The sequence below is a fragment of the Pseudonocardia sp. EV170527-09 genome, assembly GCF_008369905.1.
In the GTDB taxonomy this organism is placed as follows: domain Bacteria; phylum Actinomycetota; class Actinomycetes; order Mycobacteriales; family Pseudonocardiaceae; genus Pseudonocardia.
Genome location: NZ_VRMC01000110.1, coordinates 1 through 17,033 on the forward strand (window position 1 = coordinate 1; position 17,033 = coordinate 17,033).

General features: G+C 70.5%; 18 protein-coding genes and 1 pseudogene. 4 read left to right on the forward strand and 15 right to left on the reverse strand.

All coding sequences use genetic code 11. From position 1 onward, the window contains the following. Positions 1-438: 438 nt before the first annotated feature. Genes FVA95_RS24730 through FVA95_RS24745 form a run of 4 tightly spaced genes read right to left on the reverse strand, consistent with a single transcriptional unit; the run spans position 439 to position 3,566 of the window. On the reverse strand, positions 439-1,041 hold the full coding sequence (locus FVA95_RS24730) for a DUF4913 domain-containing protein (protein WP_149666283.1): 603 nt from the start codon (positions 1,039-1,041) through the stop codon (positions 439-441). Continuing rightward, on the reverse strand, positions 1,034-2,674 hold the full coding sequence (locus tag FVA95_RS24735) for a type IV secretory system conjugative DNA transfer family protein (protein ID WP_149666284.1): 1,641 nt from the start codon (positions 2,672-2,674) through the stop codon (positions 1,034-1,036). The genes FVA95_RS24730 and FVA95_RS24735 overlap by 8 nt, the downstream gene beginning before the upstream one ends. Beyond that, a complete protein-coding gene (locus FVA95_RS24740) occupies positions 2,665-2,901 on the reverse strand; it encodes a hypothetical protein (protein ID WP_149666285.1) in 237 nt (78 codons plus the stop codon). Before FVA95_RS24740 ends, FVA95_RS24735 begins: the two co-directional genes overlap by 10 nt. Beyond that, positions 2,898-3,566 (reverse strand): hypothetical protein, encoded by a 669-nt coding sequence (locus FVA95_RS24745; protein ID WP_149666286.1) that lies wholly within the window; start codon positions 3,564-3,566, stop codon positions 2,898-2,900. The genes FVA95_RS24740 and FVA95_RS24745 overlap by 4 nt, the downstream gene beginning before the upstream one ends. Positions 3,567-3,790: 224 nt before the next feature. Between FVA95_RS24745 and FVA95_RS24750 the strand changes: the two genes are divergently transcribed. Next, complete coding sequence (locus FVA95_RS24750; protein ID WP_149666287.1) at positions 3,791-4,405, forward strand: hypothetical protein; 615 nt, start codon at positions 3,791-3,793, stop codon at positions 4,403-4,405. Positions 4,406-4,407: 2 nt separating this feature from the next. On the opposite strand, the gene FVA95_RS33205 is transcribed toward FVA95_RS24750, so the two are convergent. The 4 genes from FVA95_RS33205 to FVA95_RS24770 all read right to left on the reverse strand — a co-directional run bounded on the left by FVA95_RS33205 (position 4,408) and on the right by FVA95_RS24770 (position 6,555). Further along, the gene (locus FVA95_RS33205; RefSeq protein WP_240051711.1) at positions 4,408-4,545 is read right to left on the reverse strand and encodes a hypothetical protein; all 138 of its coding nucleotides are present in this window, start codon (positions 4,543-4,545) and stop codon (positions 4,408-4,410) included. Between the two features lie 309 nt (positions 4,546-4,854). Next, positions 4,855-5,997, reverse strand: coding sequence for a C40 family peptidase (locus FVA95_RS24760; RefSeq protein WP_149666288.1), 1,143 nt, complete (start codon positions 5,995-5,997; stop codon positions 4,855-4,857). Next, positions 5,994-6,230: a hypothetical protein gene (locus FVA95_RS24765; RefSeq protein ID WP_149666289.1), complete on the reverse strand. Its 237-nt coding sequence runs from the start codon at positions 6,228-6,230 to the stop codon at positions 5,994-5,996. Before FVA95_RS24765 ends, FVA95_RS24760 begins: the two co-directional genes overlap by 4 nt. A 70-nt stretch (positions 6,231-6,300) precedes the next feature. After that, entirely contained in the window at positions 6,301-6,555 is a 255-nt protein-coding gene (locus FVA95_RS24770) for a hypothetical protein (protein WP_149666290.1), read from the reverse strand. 384 nt (positions 6,556-6,939) lie between these two features. Between FVA95_RS24770 and FVA95_RS24775 the strand changes: the two genes are divergently transcribed. The 3 genes from FVA95_RS24775 (at position 6,940) to FVA95_RS24785 (ending at position 8,512) form a co-directional block, all read left to right on the forward strand. Continuing rightward, a complete protein-coding gene (locus tag FVA95_RS24775) occupies positions 6,940-7,557 on the forward strand; it encodes a ParA family protein (RefSeq protein ID WP_161992427.1) in 618 nt (205 codons plus the stop codon). Positions 7,558-7,718: 161 nt separating this feature from the next. Beyond that, positions 7,719-7,916: a hypothetical protein gene (locus FVA95_RS24780; protein WP_149666292.1), complete on the forward strand. Its 198-nt coding sequence runs from the start codon at positions 7,719-7,721 to the stop codon at positions 7,914-7,916. Next, positions 7,913-8,512 (forward strand): hypothetical protein, encoded by a 600-nt coding sequence (locus FVA95_RS24785; RefSeq protein ID WP_149666293.1) that lies wholly within the window; start codon positions 7,913-7,915, stop codon positions 8,510-8,512. Before FVA95_RS24780 ends, FVA95_RS24785 begins: the two co-directional genes overlap by 4 nt. 131 nt (positions 8,513-8,643) lie before the next feature. On the opposite strand, the gene FVA95_RS24790 is transcribed toward FVA95_RS24785, so the two are convergent. The 7 genes and pseudogenes from FVA95_RS24790 to FVA95_RS31020 form a co-directional block, all read right to left on the reverse strand. After that, positions 8,644-10,455 carry a type IV secretory system conjugative DNA transfer family protein gene (locus FVA95_RS24790; protein ID WP_149666294.1) on the reverse strand — a complete coding sequence of 604 codons (1,812 nt, stop codon included), beginning with the start codon at positions 10,453-10,455 and terminating at the stop codon, positions 8,644-8,646. 98 nt (positions 10,456-10,553) lie between these two features. Then, positions 10,554-11,282, reverse strand: coding sequence for a hypothetical protein (locus FVA95_RS24795; RefSeq protein WP_149666295.1), 729 nt, complete (start codon positions 11,280-11,282; stop codon positions 10,554-10,556). Between the two features lie 70 nt (positions 11,283-11,352). Then, entirely contained in the window at positions 11,353-11,841 is a 489-nt protein-coding gene (locus FVA95_RS33555) for an Lsr2 family protein (RefSeq protein WP_149666296.1), read from the reverse strand. 143 nt (positions 11,842-11,984) lie between these two features. Then, positions 11,985-13,124: a C40 family peptidase gene (locus FVA95_RS33735; protein ID WP_149666297.1), complete on the reverse strand. Its 1,140-nt coding sequence runs from the start codon at positions 13,122-13,124 to the stop codon at positions 11,985-11,987. Continuing rightward, the gene (locus FVA95_RS33225) at positions 13,121-14,371 is read right to left on the reverse strand and encodes an ATP-binding protein (RefSeq protein WP_240051712.1); all 1,251 of its coding nucleotides are present in this window, start codon (positions 14,369-14,371) and stop codon (positions 13,121-13,123) included. Before FVA95_RS33225 ends, FVA95_RS33735 begins: the two co-directional genes overlap by 4 nt. A 329-nt stretch (positions 14,372-14,700) precedes the next feature. Continuing rightward, positions 14,701-16,245: an SCO6880 family protein gene (locus FVA95_RS24815; protein WP_240051713.1), complete on the reverse strand. Its 1,545-nt coding sequence runs from the start codon at positions 16,243-16,245 to the stop codon at positions 14,701-14,703. Further along, positions 16,242-17,033: pseudogene (locus tag FVA95_RS31020) on the reverse strand (hypothetical protein); the annotation flags it as partial. The pseudogene FVA95_RS31020 and the gene FVA95_RS24815, both read right to left, overlap by 4 nt.

The window sequence follows — 17,033 nt, forward strand, 5'->3', positions numbered from 1 at the left end:
GGTGAACAGCTTCAACAAGCCGTCCGGGCCGGTCAGTTCCAGCCCCCGCGCTCGGGCGTCGGCCACCATCGCCGCTGCGGCGGCCTGCTCGGGCGAGAACCGCCGACCCGAACCCGTCTCGTTCTCAGCAGAGCCCATAGGGTCTGATGTCATCACTCACAGTGCCCATCCCGCCGGACGCTGAGGTCCGGCGTGTCGGGCCGGAACCACCGTTCGTTGCACAGGCCCTCCCCGTCCCCCGTCAGCGTCGGTCGGTTTGTCGGCGGCGACGTTCGAGGTCGGTGGTCATGGCGTGGTGCCAGAACGGTGTCCAGTGGTCGGGGTGGATGGGATCGGCGGCAAGTGGGATGGGCTGGCCGGGGGTGGCGCGGCGAGTGTGGGTGTCGTGGTCGGTGGCCAGGCGGGTCGGGGCCGCAGCGACCGGGCGCCCGTCGGTGGTCAGGGGGGGGTGCCGTCGGCGGCGGCACCGTGGTGGCGGCCGGGGGCGCAGTTGTGTTCGGTCCCGGTCCGGGCCGCCTGGGTGGGGGGTCGAGGTTCTTCTTGGGTGATGAGGTCGAGGGTGTGGGGCAGCCACCGATCGTGCCAGTAGACGACGGCGCCGGGGCCGGCGGAGGGTCCGGTGTAGGCGGCGTCGTAGGCAGTGTGCAGGGCGGACAGGCGCCGAACGACGGGTGGGTGCAGCGCCCAGCAGTCGGGCAGGGTGCTGCGGCGGATGTCGTACCACGGGCCGAGGACCTCGGCGACCCAGTCGGCGAGGCGTCGCCATTCCCGTTCGGCCTGGTCGGCGGTCAGTCGTTCCCACCGGACAGGACAGAGTGGCGCGGCATCAGAGTCCGGGCCGGTGTTCCCTGCGGCCCCGGCTGTCTCGGTGCTGGTGGTGTCGAGGCGGTCCAGACGCGGGACGACCTGGGCGAGCAGGTCCGCAGTCTCACCGACAGCGCCGGCCAGCTCGGCGATCCGGTCGTCGTGCTGGCGGATCCGGGCATCGAGCCGAGCCAGGACGGCATCGTGGGCCTGGTCAGCGGCACCGGGCTCAGCCACGACCCGCCCCGGTACCTGTGCTGGGGCCGGGGATCGTCGAGTGGCCGTGGGTGTCGATCGGGACCGCGGTCCCGGCCCGGATGATGTCTACGTCCGCGGCGACCTCGGCGTAGTCGGGTCGGTCGGTGACATCGACGGTGTCGGCAAGGAAACAGCGCATCCCGCGGTGCAGGACCAGGACTTTCCCGGCGGGTAGTTCCCGGATCTGCCCGGGCCGCAGCACGGGGGCGGTCTCGCTGCTGTAGCTGTGCCGGTGCGGGGCGAACGTGCCCTCGGAATGACTCTGGGTCCGTGTCCGGTCATAGGTGCCGCACAGCTCGGAAAGCCAGTGCAAGGTGCGGTCGTCTTTGATCCCGCCCCACGCGGTGAGTGTCGTGGTGTTGTCCAACACTTCCCGATATCCCACCGGGCCGAACAAGCGTTCGAGTTGGGCGAGGGATTGGGCGGCCCAGTGGATCGCGACGCCGCGGCCGGCGGCGTCGGAGATGACCTCGGCCAGGCGGGGAACGGGGGTGCCGTTGGCGAGTTCGTCGAGCACGACGGTGACCGGCGGGTCGAGCCGTCGGGCCGGGTAGTCCAGGGCCAGGTCCTGGGCGGTGCGGAGCCAGTGCTCGACCAGCGCGGTCAGCACCGGCACCGCGTCCGCGGCATGCTGCTGGTCCGCGGTGAGGAACAGCGAGCCGCCCTGGGCGATGAACGCGCGCACGTCCAACCCGCCGCCCGGTGGTGGGCTCAGCAACTGCCGTACCCGCGGGTCGGTCCAGGCGCCGACGACTCGGCGGACCGACATCCACACCGCCGACGCCGTCCGGGGATCCAACGCCATTTCCGCGGCCAGGTTCGCCGCCATTTCCGTGCGCCCGGCGTGGCGCAGGATCGTCACCGGCGCCGGGTCCGCCGGCTGCCGCACCTGCGGGCGCGGTCCTGCTCGGCCGCCCACACTCGCCGGGCCCGCTCCGGCGGCTGCGTCGTCCGGTGACACCGGTTCGGTCGCCCACGCCCGGATGTCATCGACCGTCGATCCCGAGACCGCTGCGGCGGCTAGGTAGGCAGTCAGCACCACCACCGCGCGTTCGCGGAACACCCGATCGTTACCCGCCCCGCCCGCGCCACCGGCCTCGACCCGCAACGCTGCGGCCTCGACCAGCGTGTACGCTCGCCGGGCCGCTTCCTGCTGATCGTCGCACCCGTCGATCAACGACCACCGCAGCGGGCACTGCCACTGCAGACGCCCGGTTGCGTCATAGACGATCACCGGGCCCGCCCCTGGCCGCCGGGACCGTGACAACGCCGCGAACTCGACCAGGTCCAGCTTCGTCGTCGAGCACAACAACGGCCCGGGCGCGTCGAGGACCTTGTGCACCAGATCCTTCCGCGACTTCCCCGACTGCGTCGGCGCCACCGTCCCGGTCAAGTTCACGAACGACCCGTACAACGGCCGGCTCCGATACCGATGCAGAGGGAAACCCAACTCGACCGGTGCCACGACGCGGCGCTGAGTCACCGACAGCGACGGCCGCGTCCGTTCCACGGACCGCCGCACCGCCGCCGCCGACAACTCCGCCCGGATCTGCGCTGCATCGGCATGCCCGCCCGGGCGCCGCCAGCCCCGAACCCGGGACTTCACCAGCACACTCGCCGCGGTACTGGTGGTCGGGGCGCGAACCCAGGAATCCCGAACACCATCCCGACCACGGCAGGACCGTCAGCCGGTGTAAGCCACATCAGCCGGGACGCGCCCGTGACCACCCCGGTCAGCACCGTCGCGACCTGCACCGACCCGACACCGACCACACCACACACCGTCATGACGACCACCCGCAGGTACTGCTCGGGCAGCGGCGCCGACGCACGGGTCACCGGAACATCCACCGCCACCGCGACCGCGGCTGGGGAACCCCAGACTGCTCGTCGTCGGCGGCCCCGATGACACCGCGGAGGGCAGCCTTCGTGGCGGTGCCGATCACCGGACTGCCCAGCTCATCCGGGGCGTCCGGGGCGTCCGGGGCGAAATCGTCGATCGGCAAGCACTCGGCGAGCTCGGTGAGCTGGGTGACCGACACCGCGCGTGGGTCGATCCGGATACCACCGATCATCCCGACGCGACCGTCCACCGTGTGGGCCTCGAGCATCGCCCGCCGACGGACGAGCACCCCCTCCCCACCACGGGCGCCTTCTCCGGGTGCAGCCGGAGAAACCCCGGTCATCGCGACCCCGGTCAGCGTGACCGCGACTGCCAGAAGCCGGGCGGTGACCCGCTGGTCCACCACCCGCGTCACCGCCGGCACGGTCAGATAACCCGGGGCGATACCCAACCGCTCACACACCCGCCGAAGATCATCGGTGCTGAACGTGCCATCCAGCACCGCCTCCGCCGCTCGCCGGTCAGCATCCGATGACCGCTGCTCGGTGGAGGCCACATACGCCACGAGAGTCCGGCGCCGGACCGAATCCGGGGAATCATCAAACAAATCCGTCAGCACATCCAGATCCAGATCCCGATCCGGTACCGGGTCCTCATCCATCGGACACCCATCCTTTCCCGCGACACAAACAAGTACACGTCACATAGCAGCTACAGAGCTGTCGCCGGGCCCGGCCACCGATTCCCCCGGAAAGGGATTCTATCGAGTGCGCGGTCCGCGCGGGGCGGTTGCAGACCGAAATGCACGGCCGCATCGACCCCGATCCCGTTCTTCGCGCTGATCCGCGGCCGTTGCTGTCGGTGTCGGGTCGTAAAGTCGTCGGAATGGACACGTCGCGGAAGGCGAGGGTGCGGCGGCGCCGGGCTGAGCGGGATCCGACGTTCCGGGCGCGGGAACGCGCGCGCGGCGAGCTCGACGGTGCCTGCGCTCAGGCGCAGGCGCAGGCGCAGCTGGCCGGGCACGGTGGGGTGGCGCGGGTGGTGTGGTCGGCGATCGTCGGTGGTCGTGTGAGGGTGGCCCGGTCGTTCTGGCAGTCCTGCGGCTCGTCGCGGCACTACGTGGTGCTGCTCGAACCCGCCCCGCACGGCCCACCGCGCCGCCACCCGTCCCCGCCGCCGTCGGGGCGGGGACGAGCACTGGTCGGGTCGCCGACGGTCGTGGTCACCCTCGCCGCCGACCCCGATCTCGATCTCGGCGTCGATTTCGGGGCCGGGGCCGATCCTGGTGCCGGTGGTGCTGGTGGGTCGGCGGGGTGGGTGTTGTCGTCGGCGGTGCGGGTGGTGCTGCCCGCACCCATACCGCAGATCACGGGCGATGTCGCGGTGGTGGCCGGGTGGCTGGGCCTCACCATCGCCGATCTGACCGAGATCACCGATGGTGACCCGGTGCTGCTCGCCGAGCTCGCCGCGTCCGGGTCGGTGACCGGGGCGACGGGCTGAGTTCAGGGGCCTGGGCGGGTCCAGATCCCGTTCTTCGTCACGACCAGGTCGAGGCCGGCCGGATCCAGACAGCGGGTGAGACCGCTGCTGGTGGTGGCCGCGGTCCGGTGGGTGTCGAACACCTCGGGTGTGTCGAACACCGCCCCGCAGCCGCCGAAGCGGGCACAGCAGTGGGCGCGGTCGGCTCCGACCCAGGACAGGCCACAGCAGGACAGCCGGACAAGAACAGCACGAGCAGGCAGGATGGTGTCCTTCGGGCCGGAAACGGGCAGTAGCGGGGTCGATCGTCCCGCATGACGGTGCCGGCCCACCGCGACCGGGGTGGCCGGGGCCGCGGCCGGGTCGGTGGCCGGTGGCCTGGCCGGTCGTCACTGCTGTCACTGCTGTCACGGCTGTCCGGTCTCGTGGGTTTCTGTCTGGTCGTGTGGGCGGGTGTTCGGTCGTGTGCGTCACGGGGCGGCCGCCTGCAGGTCCGGGGCCGGCGGTGTGGGTCCCGGGACGGGCTGGTGGACGCGGCGGATGTGGGTGATCTCGTCGGCCCACTCGCTCAGTGGTTGCAGGACGACGCCGGTGGTGCTGTCGTAGGCGTTGATCACGAGGCCGTGTCCGATGTACATGCCGTTGTGCCGCGGATGGGTCTCGCTGCCGAGGCTGCCGGGGATGAACACCAGGTCCCCGGGGGCGATCTGTCCGATCGGCACGCTGGTGCCCGCGTTCTTCTGACTGACCGTCCCGGCCGGGATACCGACGCCGGCGTGTGCCCAGGCGGCGAGCATCAACCCGGAGCAGTCGAACCCGTGCGGCCCTTTCCCACCCCAGACATACGGTTTGCCGAGCTGGGCCAGGGCGTAGCCGACCGCGGCCCGCTGCACCGGATCGGCGGGTGGGATGAACCCGGGCGGCAGCCGCGTCGGGTCGACCTCGCCGGGTGGGAGCGGGACACCGGCGCCGCCGGTGTCCGGGCAGGCATAGACCTGGCTGACGAGCTGGGCGTTCGCTGCACCCGGTGGGGCTGCACCGGGCGTCAGCGCCGGGTTGTCGGGGCCGGTCCAGAAGCGCTCGACCAACGCCGCCGCGACGGGTTCCTGGGGGGCGTAACGGTCCGGGAACGCCGAGCGCTGAACTTGCTGGGCGGCGTGTCCGGGTGGCAGCGCGATCCACCCGGGCACACCGATCAGGCGGTCGAGGAACGTGTCGGTCGCAGCGACCGGATTCAATACTTGGGCGGGGCTGCCCCAGCCTTGGGACGGGCGTTGCTGATACAGCCCGAGGCTGTCGCGGTCACCATGAGCCACGTTGACCAGCCCGGACTCGACGATCACCGTCGAGAGCGCGATCACCGCCGCGCGCCGCGGCAGGCCACGGTCGACGACCCGGGCGACGACCGTGGCGGCGTTGTCGGTCTGCTCAGCAGACCATTCGACGCCGTCGACGGTCTGCGCGCCGCCGCCGAGTCCCCCATCGGGTCCGCACGCGAACCGGCCGCCGGTGATCCCGAGCGCGGCCAGCACCGCTAACCCGCCGACGGCACAGGTCACCAGCAACAGCACCGACAGCCCGACCCCGCCCGCCACCAGCACTGGACGACTCACGCCGGATCATCGCCGGCGTCGGCGGTGATGGCGGCGTCGTCGGGGTCGGCCGCGGCGGTCCGGGCGCGGGCACGCATACCGGAGTCGGTATCGAAGATCGACTTCTCAGTGGGAGACAGGACCGTCTGAATCTGCATCCCGGGCGCGTTGTCGAGCTTCCACAGTGCCCGGCCGGGGGCGTGCATGGCCCAATCGCCGATCGTGGCCCGCTCGGCCTCGGACAGCCCCAGCAACCGCCCGCTGCGGACGGCCCCCTGCGGGGCTGTGACCTGCACAGATGCGTCAAGCGCAGTGAGTTGCGGATCAGGTGCAGCTGCTGCGGCGTTCGTGCGCGTCGGGCAGGCGTTCATAGTCGCGGGCCAGGCGGCGGGCCTGCCAGGAGCCAAGGAGTTCGTTCGTTCGATGACCCACCGGCGTGGGGAGGACTTCGAAGGTGGGACGTGTGTCGGTGCGTGTGACGATCTCCACCAGGATCTGGAACCGGTGGCGGACCAGCGTCAGGAGTTTCCCGGCGTAGCTGCCATCAGCCCAGACCAGCACGATCGAGGGCATCGTCATCTTCGCCCGCTCCAGTACCAGTCGGCCACCGTCACGATCTTGCAAGGGCTGCGCTGGTGACCATGACGACGATGAGCAGCCCGAGTGCATCAGTCACGATGTGTCGCTTACGGCCGTTGATCTTCTTCCCCCGCGTCGTAGCCGCCGGGGTGGCCCGACCGACGGTGTCAGCACCTTTCACCGACTGTCAGCACCTTTCACCGACTGAGAGTCCACGATCCCAGCACACGGCACCCCTGCAACACGGCACCCCTGCAACACGGCACCCCTGCAACACGGCACCCCTGCAACACGGCACCCCTGCAACACGGCACCCCTGCAACACGGCACCCCTGCAACACGGCTAGTGTGTGTGGCGTGGTTTCTTTGCCTGGCTTGCGGGTCGTGACCGTCACCAACCTCAAAGGTGGCAGCGGGAAATCGACCGGTGCTGGCCTACTCGCGCACGCATGGGCTAGCGCGGGGAGGCGAGTGATCGCGGTGGACGCTGACCCACAGGGCACCCTGACGCGGTGGGCGCAGGACGGTGAGTGGACCATCCCTGTGTTCGGGCTGGCCACGAACAAGTTGCACGCGGAACTATCCGGGATCGTGAATCAAGACCGATTCGATGTGGTCGTGATCGACACCCCGCCGCTGGAGCTACAACGCGGCATCGTCTACAGCGCGATGCGCGCGGCGACTGATGTCGTAGTCACACTTGCCCCCACAGCATCGGAGTGGGACGTACTCCCTGCGGTATGGGGGGCACTCGACGAGGTCGAACCATTGCGGACACAACCAGTAGTGGTGTCAGTGCTGTGGAACCGGGTTCGTGCGAACACCACATCATCGACGGTCTACCGAGACCTCCTCGCCGCCTCCGGTCGCCACTCCTGCCGATCGGTGATACCTCTTGCCGAACGCTACGCCCAAGCCATCGGCGGTCCCGTCATCCTGCGCGCTGAGGACACCGCCGTTCGCGACGCAGCCGACGAAATTGCTCAGCGAGGTGGTTGGTAATGGCTACTGCTGACCAGCTCCGGGCCCGAGCCACCCGCGCCGCGAACCGGACCCCCGGCCCCGCAGAGCACTCCGAGCCAGTCACGCCACCGGAGGTTCCCGCCATGCCGACACCTGCTGCAGCGACTGACGTGCCAACAATGCCCGTACGTACGAAACCGGTGCGGATCACCGTCGACCTGTCCCCACTTGACCACAGGCACTTCCGCCAGCACCGAGAAACCCTCGCCGAACAACTCGGCCTCCCCACCCTCCCCGCTGCTGTTGTCATCCGAGCCCTGCTCACCGAACTCGCCGAACAACCCGAACTCGCCTCCACAATCCGTAACCGGATCGCTGCGGAAATAGCCAGAAAATGAACAGTCCCGAGAATTTTGCTGCTGCTGCGGTGGCGTCGTTAGGTGCTGATCTACAGCGGGTGGCCGGGGTGGTCGCGGAGTTGGGGGATCGGGTCGTCCAGCTTGAAAACGTGAGTGGTGCTGCGGCGGGTGGTGCGGGTTCGGCGGGTGGGCTGCGGCCGGTGTGCTGGCCATCGTTGACAGCGGTGCAGGCCGCGGCGGCGTGGGATGAGCTGGGGGAGTGGGTGGCTCGGGTCGCGATGCCGACGTTGTCGCCGACGTTGCGGCAGGTTCCGGGGTGTTGGCCGATGCACGTGTGGGGCCGGGAGACCTGGTCGTGGTTGCATGCCGCGCATCGTCAAGCTTACGGCCCGCACGGGTCGGGATTTCAGGCAGCGGAGTGGCACACCCGTTGGGTTCCGCACGCTTACGCGGCATTCGACGGGAAAGACGCTGCCCGCGGCGGGTTCTGTGACCGCCCGGAGCACCGGGCCGCGGGCGCTGATCCCGGTCGGGTGTTGCGGGTCGAGGACTGGTCGCCGTGGTTCGACCGGGCCCGCGCGGAGGATCTCGGTCGCCGCCAACAGGAAGAAACCGAATCGTCAACCGGCGGTTGACGAGCTGTCTGTCGGGGGTGGGGCGGGTGGTCCGGGTAGCGGCAGCGCAGGCAAGGGCCGCCGCTACCCGGCGCCGGGCACCTTACGCCCCACTCCCACGATCTGCAGACCCCCCAGTCGACGGGGGCAGGTCATCTGCGGTGTGTCGGATAGCCGTGTGGGTCGATGGGGATGTCTCCGTTTTCGATGGTGGTGACGTCGGCGCGGAGTTGGTGGGCGTCGGCTCGTTGGTAGGCGTCGATGGTGGTGGCGCGGATGACGAGTAGGTGTCGGTAGATGACCAGCACCTCGCCGCGGGGCAGGGTGCGGATGTCGGCGGGTGTGTAGATGGGGACGCGTTCGGTGGTGTAGCTCCCGGCCCGGTCCCCGGTGAGTAGGCCGCTGGTGGGGTGGGTGTGCCGGTTCTGGACACGGTCACCGATGATTTTCGAGAGCCAGGACAGGGTGTCGTCGTCTTTGATACCGCCCCAGACGATGAACACGGTGGAGTTCTCGATGAGGTCGCGGGCGCGGTTGCCGTAGACGGTGTCGAGCTGGGATCGGGACTGGGCGGCCCAATGGATCAGGACGCCACGGCCGGCGGAGTCGGCCTGGCTGGCGGGCAGGCCGGGCACGGGTGTCGCGGAGGGCAGTTCGTCGAGCACTGCGGTGGCGGGTGGATCGAGTCGCCGCCCGGGCCGGGTCAGGGCGAGCGCGCGGGCGGCGGCGATCCATTCGTCGACGATGGTGGTCAGGATCGGGATGGCGGCCACATCGTCTTCCTCGGCGATCAGGTAGAGCGCGCCCCCGGCGGCGATGAACGTGGTGACGTCGTAGGAGTGGGCGGGGTCGATGGTGCACATCGCGTGGATACGGGGATCGGAGAACGGCTCCAAGGCGCGGCGGACGGAAAGCCAGACTGCGTCGGCGGTCTCGGCAACCATGGCCAGTTCGGCGTTGAGCGCGGCCCCGAGATGGCGGTAGGCGGGGTGGTTGGTGAGGATGGTGACCGCCTCCCGGGCGGCAGCCCGGTCGGCAGCCCAGGCCGCGACTCGCTCAAGCCCCGTGCTGCTGTTTTCGCTGCTGGTGGGGGCGTGAGCGGCGGCGAGCAGGTAGGCGCCGACGACGCCGATGGCGCGTTGTCGGAAGACGCGGTCGTTCCCGGCGCCGCGACCCCCACCGGCTTCGATGCTGGTCGCTGCGGCGTTGACGAGGCGTTTCGCGGTGGCCCAGGCCTGTTGCTGGTCACGGCAGCCGTGTAGCGGTGACCACGGCAGCTGGGCCGGCCAGGTGGTGGTACCGGTCAGGTCGAACACCAGCACCGGGCCCGCCGACGGCCGCCGGGTGCGAGCGAGCGCGGACAGTTCGAGCAGGTCGGGTTTCGTGGTCGAGCACAGCATCGCGCCGGGCGCGTCGATGCAGATCTGGCACAGCCACCGTCGCGATTTCCCGCTCTGGGTGGGCGCGATCGTGCCGGTCGGGTTGAGAAACGGCGCCCACAGCTGCCCACCAGCGGTGTAGGGCAGCGGGATACCGACCTCGCCGGGTGCGGCGGCCCGGATCTGGGCCGGACTCATCTGGGGCCGGGTCCGGGCTGCTGAGTCGCGGCACGCAGCGATCGAGAGCTCGTCACGGATGTCGGCACGGGTGGCGTGACCCGCCACAGCAGGTGTGACCCGGGCCATAGCGGCGCGTACCAGGCCGGACTGGGGCGTGACCTGCACTGCTCGTGCGCGGCGGCTGCGGCGCCGCCGTCGGGCGACAGCGACGGTGACGGGGACCCCGATGATTAGGAACGCGGCAGCACCGGTGAGGCAGGCCTGATACAGGGCGGCGTGCGCGGACAGGTACGCGGTCGTGGACCCGGGCCGAGCAGGCATCCCGAGTAGCCGCCCGATCGCGTCGTAGAGGTCGCCGGCGCCGAGTAGCAGCAGCCGGGGTGCTCCGGTCAGCAGCCCGGTCACGACCGCGGCGGCCTCGACACAGAACACGGCGCCAGCAGCGGTGAGGGTGCCGATGATCGCGCCGAGGTAGGGCTCGGCCCAGGCCGGCGGCCCGTGCGTCACGTGCGGCGCCGGCCGAACCACCGCCACCACGACCGCCGCTGCGGCCCTGACGGCGACAAGACCGCAGTCCCGCCGCCCGCAGCATCGCCAGAGGTGCGCCCGGTGCCGCCGTCGGCCGGGATCTTGTCGGCACTGCTGGGGTCCGCACCCGCGGCACCGGTGCCGGTGGTGTCGGCGTCAGTGGTGCAGCGGGTGGTGGCCAGGTAGGTCACCGACACCCCACGTGGATCGAACGTCATCTTCTCCACTGCGGTGGCCGTGGCGTCGTCTGTGGCGTAGGAACCGAGAATGACCCGCCGCTCGGCGATCATCCGCTCCTGCTCGGTGTCCCCGCCACCCCCGCCCCGCCAGCACACATGCCAGCCCCTGAGCGCGGTCAGCCGGAGCGCCTTCTCCAGCAGCAGCAGCGTCATCTGCTGGTCGGTCTCGGCGGTGACCTGCGGGTCAGTGAGATAGCCGTCGGCGAGCTGCACCCGCCCCGCGACCCGACGAGCGTCGTCATCGCTGAACGTGCCATCCAGTACCGACGCGACCGCCCGACGGTCGTAATCCGACAGTTCCTGCTCCGACAACGCGACCATCGCCGCCACTGTCCGGCGCCGCGCCACATCAGGATCATCACTGAACAAATCCGTCACCACATCCAGCCCCGGATCTGGTGTCGGTGTCGATTCTGGCGGTGGGTCCGGCACCGGATCTGACACCGGGCCTGCGTCGGCATCCATACTTGTCTGCTTCCTAGCCTTTTCCGGTGCCGACCGACAAAATCGGCCAGAACCAGGTGGTCGGGTGGGGTCAGGCGGTGCGGATGTTGATCCGGCGTGATCCGGCCTGCTGGTGATAGGCCGCGACGACCCGGTCCGGGAGACGCCCCTTCGACGGCACCTCATAGCCATGACGCCGGGCCCACTGACGCATCGCCTCGACCTGCCACCGATCCACCACCACCGCTGACGACGACGCAGAAGTCGACACTGGTGTCGTCGCAGTAGCCGCAGGCACCTGCTTCTGCGGGCTCGGAGTTGCCACAGCTGGGGGGGCGGGGAGTCTCGGGGTCCCCGGTGCCCGAGAAGTCGCTGAGATCGTCGCGGCCCGGTTGCCGACCGGAGGGCCGACGACGCGGGCCGCCGCGAGATACTCGGCCAACACCGCCCGTAACCGGGCCGCGTTCTCACTGCTCAAATCAATACTGTAACGGCGGCGATCAATAGCGAATTCGACGGTTTCGGCGGCGTCGCGACCATCCAGGTCGCCGCACCACCGGAAAGTGTAAAATCTCGCCATAGCTGTCGGTTCGACATCCTTATCACGTCAAGGGTGGAGACGCCCCCATTCCGGAGATCGTCGGAGAGTGTGGCCATCCTACCGCATTTCTCTTCCGAATGGAGCGGCGCGGGCGGATTCCGTGGAACGTTTTCGGTCACTGCTCATGGCGCTGCTCGTGTCGTGTTCGACGTTCCGGGTCCCGGGGCGGACTGGTGGACGCGGCGGATGTGGGTGACCTCGTCGGCCCAGTCGGCGAGTGGTTGCAAGATGACGCCCTGGGAGGTGTCGTAGGCGTTGACGACCAGGCCGTGGCCGACGTACATGCCGTTGTGCCGCGGATGGGTCTCGCTGCCGAGGCTGCCGGGGATGAACACCAGGTCACCGGGCGCGATCTGTACGATCGGCACGCTGGTGCCGGCGTGTTTCTGGCTGACCGTCCCGGCGGGGATCGGGACCCCGGCGTGCGCCCAGGCGGCGAGCATCAACCCGGAGCAGTCGAACCCGTTCGGCCCTTTCCCACCCCAGACATACGGTTTGCCGAGCTGGGCCAGGGCGTAGCCGACCGCGGCCCGCTGCACCGGATCGGCGGGTGGGATGAACCCGGGCGGCAGACGCGTCGGGTCGACCTCGCCGGGTGGGAGCGGGACACCGGCGCCGCCGGTGTCCGGGCAGGCATAGACCTGGCTGACGAGCTGGGCGTTCGCTGCACCCGGTGGGGCTGCACCGGGCGTCAGCGCCGGGTTGTCGGGGCCGGTCCAGAAGCGCTCGACCAACGCCGCCGCGGCGGGTTCTTGCGGGGCGTAACGGTCGGGGAACGCCGAGCGCTGAACAGCTTGGGCAGCCTGTCCTGGGGGCAATGCGATCCATCCGGGCAGCCCGATCAGGCGGTCGAGGAAGGTGTCGGTCGCAGCGACCGGATTCAATACTTGAGCGGGTGTTCCCCATCCCTGTGACGGGCGTTGCTGGTAGAGCCCGAGGCTGTCGCGGTCACCATGGGTCACGTTGACCAGCCGCGATTCCACGATCACCGTCGAGAGGGCGATGACCGCCGCCCGGCGAGGCAGGCCACGCTGCACGACCCGGGCGACGATCGATGCGGCGTTGTCGGTCTGTTCGGCGTTCCACGAGGTGCCATCGACGGTCTGCGGGCCGCCGCCGAGCCCCCCGTCGGGCCCGCAGCCGAACCGGGCGCCCAGCAGGCCGAGCCCGATCGCACCGAGCACTCCGACACCGAGCACCACGCCTGCCAGCAGCACTGTGACCGTCCCGAGCGCGGCGACGACGAGCGCCGGACGCGTCACCGCTGCCCCGGCCCGGTGGTGGCCTTTCCTCGCATTCCCGCATCCGTGTCGAAGATTGTTTTCTCGGTGGCCGACAGGATGGTCTGCACCCGCATCCCGGGGGCGTTGTCGAGCTTCCACAACGCCCGGCCTGGGGCGCGCATCGCCCAGTCGGTGATCACCGCTTGTTCGGCGGCGGAGAGCCCGAGCTGCTCGGACAGCTCACCGGAGATCATCTCCGGCTGGCCGAGCAGGATCTTCGTCGAACACAGGGCGAGGAAGTCCCGCGCGATCTCGGCTTCGTGTGATCCGGTGGCGCCGACCGCGCGCAGGTCGGAGGGCTTATGCATGATCAACAGTTGGATTTGGCGTTCTTTGCGGGACAGGCGCAGGTCGGCGTTGATCGCTTTGACCGCGCGCAGGCCGAGTTCCATCTGTCGCCAGACCTCGTCGCGGACCACGATCCGCATGTCGCCGTCGTCCTGGAGGTCACACGCCATGGCCGACCACATGCCCAGACAGGTCAGGGCCACGGTGATCGCGGTGTCGCCGAGTGGTTCCAGCCGCGACAGGTCCATCGACTGGATCGGCGCGTCCCAGTCCAGGTCGAAGTTGGTGGGTTCGTCGAACAACCCGGCCAGCGGTCCAACGACCAGGTTCGACAATGCGTCGGTCAGGGGGCGGAGCTGGTCGAGGAACGCCCGCCGGGATGCGAACCGGGTATCGGTCCACAACTGCTCGTCCGGATCCGCGAGGAGGCGAGTGACCTGAGGGATCGTGACCGGTCGTAGTCCGGAGGTGGTGTCGTCGGCGCCGACGAGCCGGCGCAGCACCAGGTGCAGGACGTACTCGTCGGTCACGTTCGGTGGGTAGCCCTGGGCCGCCGACAACGCGAGCAGCAGCCGGTTCCAGCGGCCCAGCACCACCTCCAACTCCCGGAGCCGGCGGGTGGTGTCCCAGCCCACCCAGCGGGTCCGGACCGGGCCGAGGTCGAGGGCGTTGAGCCGCCGCGGTGAGCCCGCGCCGAGCACAATCGGTTCGATCCCCAGAGCACGCAGGACCGGGGTGTACTCGCCTTTCCGATCGCCGGAGATCAGAGTGCGGAACCCGAACGGCATCAACCGCAGGCAGAACGCCAACACCGTGGAGGACTTTCCACGCCCGGGCTGACCGAAGATCATCATGTTCGGGTTGGTGACCAGCTTGGACAGCACCCAGTCGGCGGGGTGGGCGTAGAACGAGCCGCCGGTGTCGGCGTCGAAGCCCATCCTCGCGCCGACCGGGGGGACCCCGTGCGCGGCGAGCAGCGGGAACAGGCCACCGATCTGATCGGTGGTGGCGCGGTGGATCGGGAACCGACGGGCGGCGTCGATCGGGGCCCACCCCCGGCCGTGACGGCGCCACCCGCGCCGCGGCGCGCTGTTCCACACGATGCCCCGCTCCCCGACATCACCAGCGGTGATACCGGAGTCGTTGGTGGTGGCAGCGGCGAGTTGGTCGGGGGTGAGGTCGGTGAATGCGGTCAGCAGCTCCGCGGTGCTGCGTGAGACCGGCGACGCCCGACGATCACGCCGCAGCCCCAGGCGCGGGCGCGGGTTCATCGGTGCCACCGGCGCTGCGGCAGGCCGGGCAGGCCGTAGCCGACGGGCAGGACCGCGGCGGCGAACGCGGCGTCCTGGGCGAGTTCGATGCGCATCAGGCTGAAGTGGTCGGTGGCAGCGTTCTCCAGGCCGGCGGCGGCGTCTTCGATGTTCCACTCCGCGGGGACGGTCGTCGCGGCGGCGATGGTGTAGCGGACCAGGCCGTGTCCGGCGGCGACGGCGTGTTCATGGTCGTGGCCGCCGGCGCGGCGGTGTTCGTCCTCGGCGCTGCTGCGGAACCCGCGGGAAGCTTTGAAGTCGGCGACGACGGTGTCCCGGAACCGGGTCCGGGTCACGTGGCGGCGGGCTTCGCCGCGGTCGAGGACTTCATAGTGGATCTGCAGAGCACGCCGTTCGCCGGCGGTCCGGACCGCGAGCAGCGGGGCCAGCGACCCGAAGGTGGTGCCGCCGACCGGTGGGCCGACGGCGTAGGTGACCGAGACGAACCCGTCATGGGCGTAGTGCCGCGCCGCTGGGGCCGGCGCGAACGCCGGACCCGCCTGGGACCACGCCAACCCGCCCCCGCCCCCGCCGCTGCCGTCGCCGTCGCGGTCTGGGCGGGTGAGGTGCTGGTGGCGCAGGTGCGCGGCTGCGGCCGGGTTGAACCCGGTCCGGATCGTCTCGGCCACCGCCGCCGAGGTCAGCCAGGTCACGTCGGTGGCGCCGACCGCGCGGAGCCCGTCGGCGACCCCGTCAAGGACCCGGTAGAGCGCATACGCCCGCCCGGCGACACCGCCCCCGGCGGTTTTCGCCGGGCGCCGCAGCGCAGCCTCGGTGCCCGAGACCGTCACGAACAGCTCCGTGCGCACCGAGACCGCAGCGACATCCCGGTCGATCTCGTCGGTGATCTGCCGGGTCAACACTGGTGCGTCGGCGACTTCGTGGGTGGCCCGCCAGAGCCGGTAGTCAGTGCCGTCGTCGGGGACGGTGCGCACGAGCAGCGAGATCCGGTCGATCACCTCCCGCCCGCGCAACCCCAACAGCATCGCCCCGAACCGGGACGCCAGCTGTTCGCATTCACCCGGCGACGCCATCGCGACCCCGGAGTGGGTCAGCCGCCCGGTGACCGACCAGCGGGCATCGACACTGTCTTGGATCAGACACAACCGCGTCTCGTACAGGCGGGGCCCGTCGTGGAACGCGAGCCGCGACAACACCCCCGGCAGATCCGGGACGGACGGATCATCGACACGGCCGGCGGCCGCCCGGGACTGCCACGGAGACCAGCCCATCATCACTCCTGTTCCGAACATGATCAGATCCGCCAGCCAGCGCACCGCGGGGCGGCCAAGGACCGGGACGGTCACCAACACGGTGATCACCGCAGCGGCCGCGAGCCAGCCGAGCGCGGCTGTCCAGTGGTTCCCGGCGATCGCGACGATCACCGGCACGCACGCCCCGACGATCCACACCGCCTGGGCAGTGGTCAGCCCACCGATCCACCCGGCGCCTTCGCGGTGATGCAGATTCCGATACCGGCGCACCGAGCTGCTGTCGATCACCGCTGCCCTCCTCGAGGTGGATCGGTGCGGCCCGATCGCGGCTGCCCCGGCGGCGGGGGTGTGGGTGGTCGGCGGTCACCCGGCGCGGCCGGGTCCGGCCCCGGCCGCCGGCTTCGGCGCTCACGGTCACGGTCACGGTCACGGTCACGGCGATCAGCGTCGGTGGCGCCGCGGTCCGGCCCGGACTCCGGTGCCTGCTCGTCGGAGACCTTCGGGTCCCTCACCGGCAACGGCCCGTCCGGCGGCGCCGGTGGGGACGAGGGCGGCGGCTCGTCCGCCGCAGCGCCGCCGCCAGATCCGGCTGTCGCGCGGGTTCGCGGTGCCGGGACCGCCCGGCTGGGCAGGATCGCGCCGGGATGACCGACACCGGTCTGCGCGGCCTGTTGGTTGAGCCGTGCCCCGGCGTAGGCCCCGGCGGCGGCGACCCGCTGATACCCCGCCGTCGCGGCACCGGCGGCGCGGGTGGCGAGACCGGGCCGCTCCGCTGCCGCGCGCTGAGCGCGGGCGTGCTCGTCGAACCGCGCCGTGTTGATCTCCGCCGCCGACGTCGCGGGCGCCGGCATGTGGCTGCTGTTCGGCGGCCGGGACAGCAGGGAGCGCAGCTCGGTGCCCGCGCCGGTCGCCGGGTCGACGAACGCCAGCAACTTGTAGACCGCCCAGGGGCAGAACAGCGACGACAGCAGCACGCCGGCGCCGACCAGCAGTGCGGCGATCCCGGTCGCCGAGGACAGGATCCCGACGCCGATCACCAACGACAGGGCCAGGGCCGGTTCCAGCAGGATCGCCGC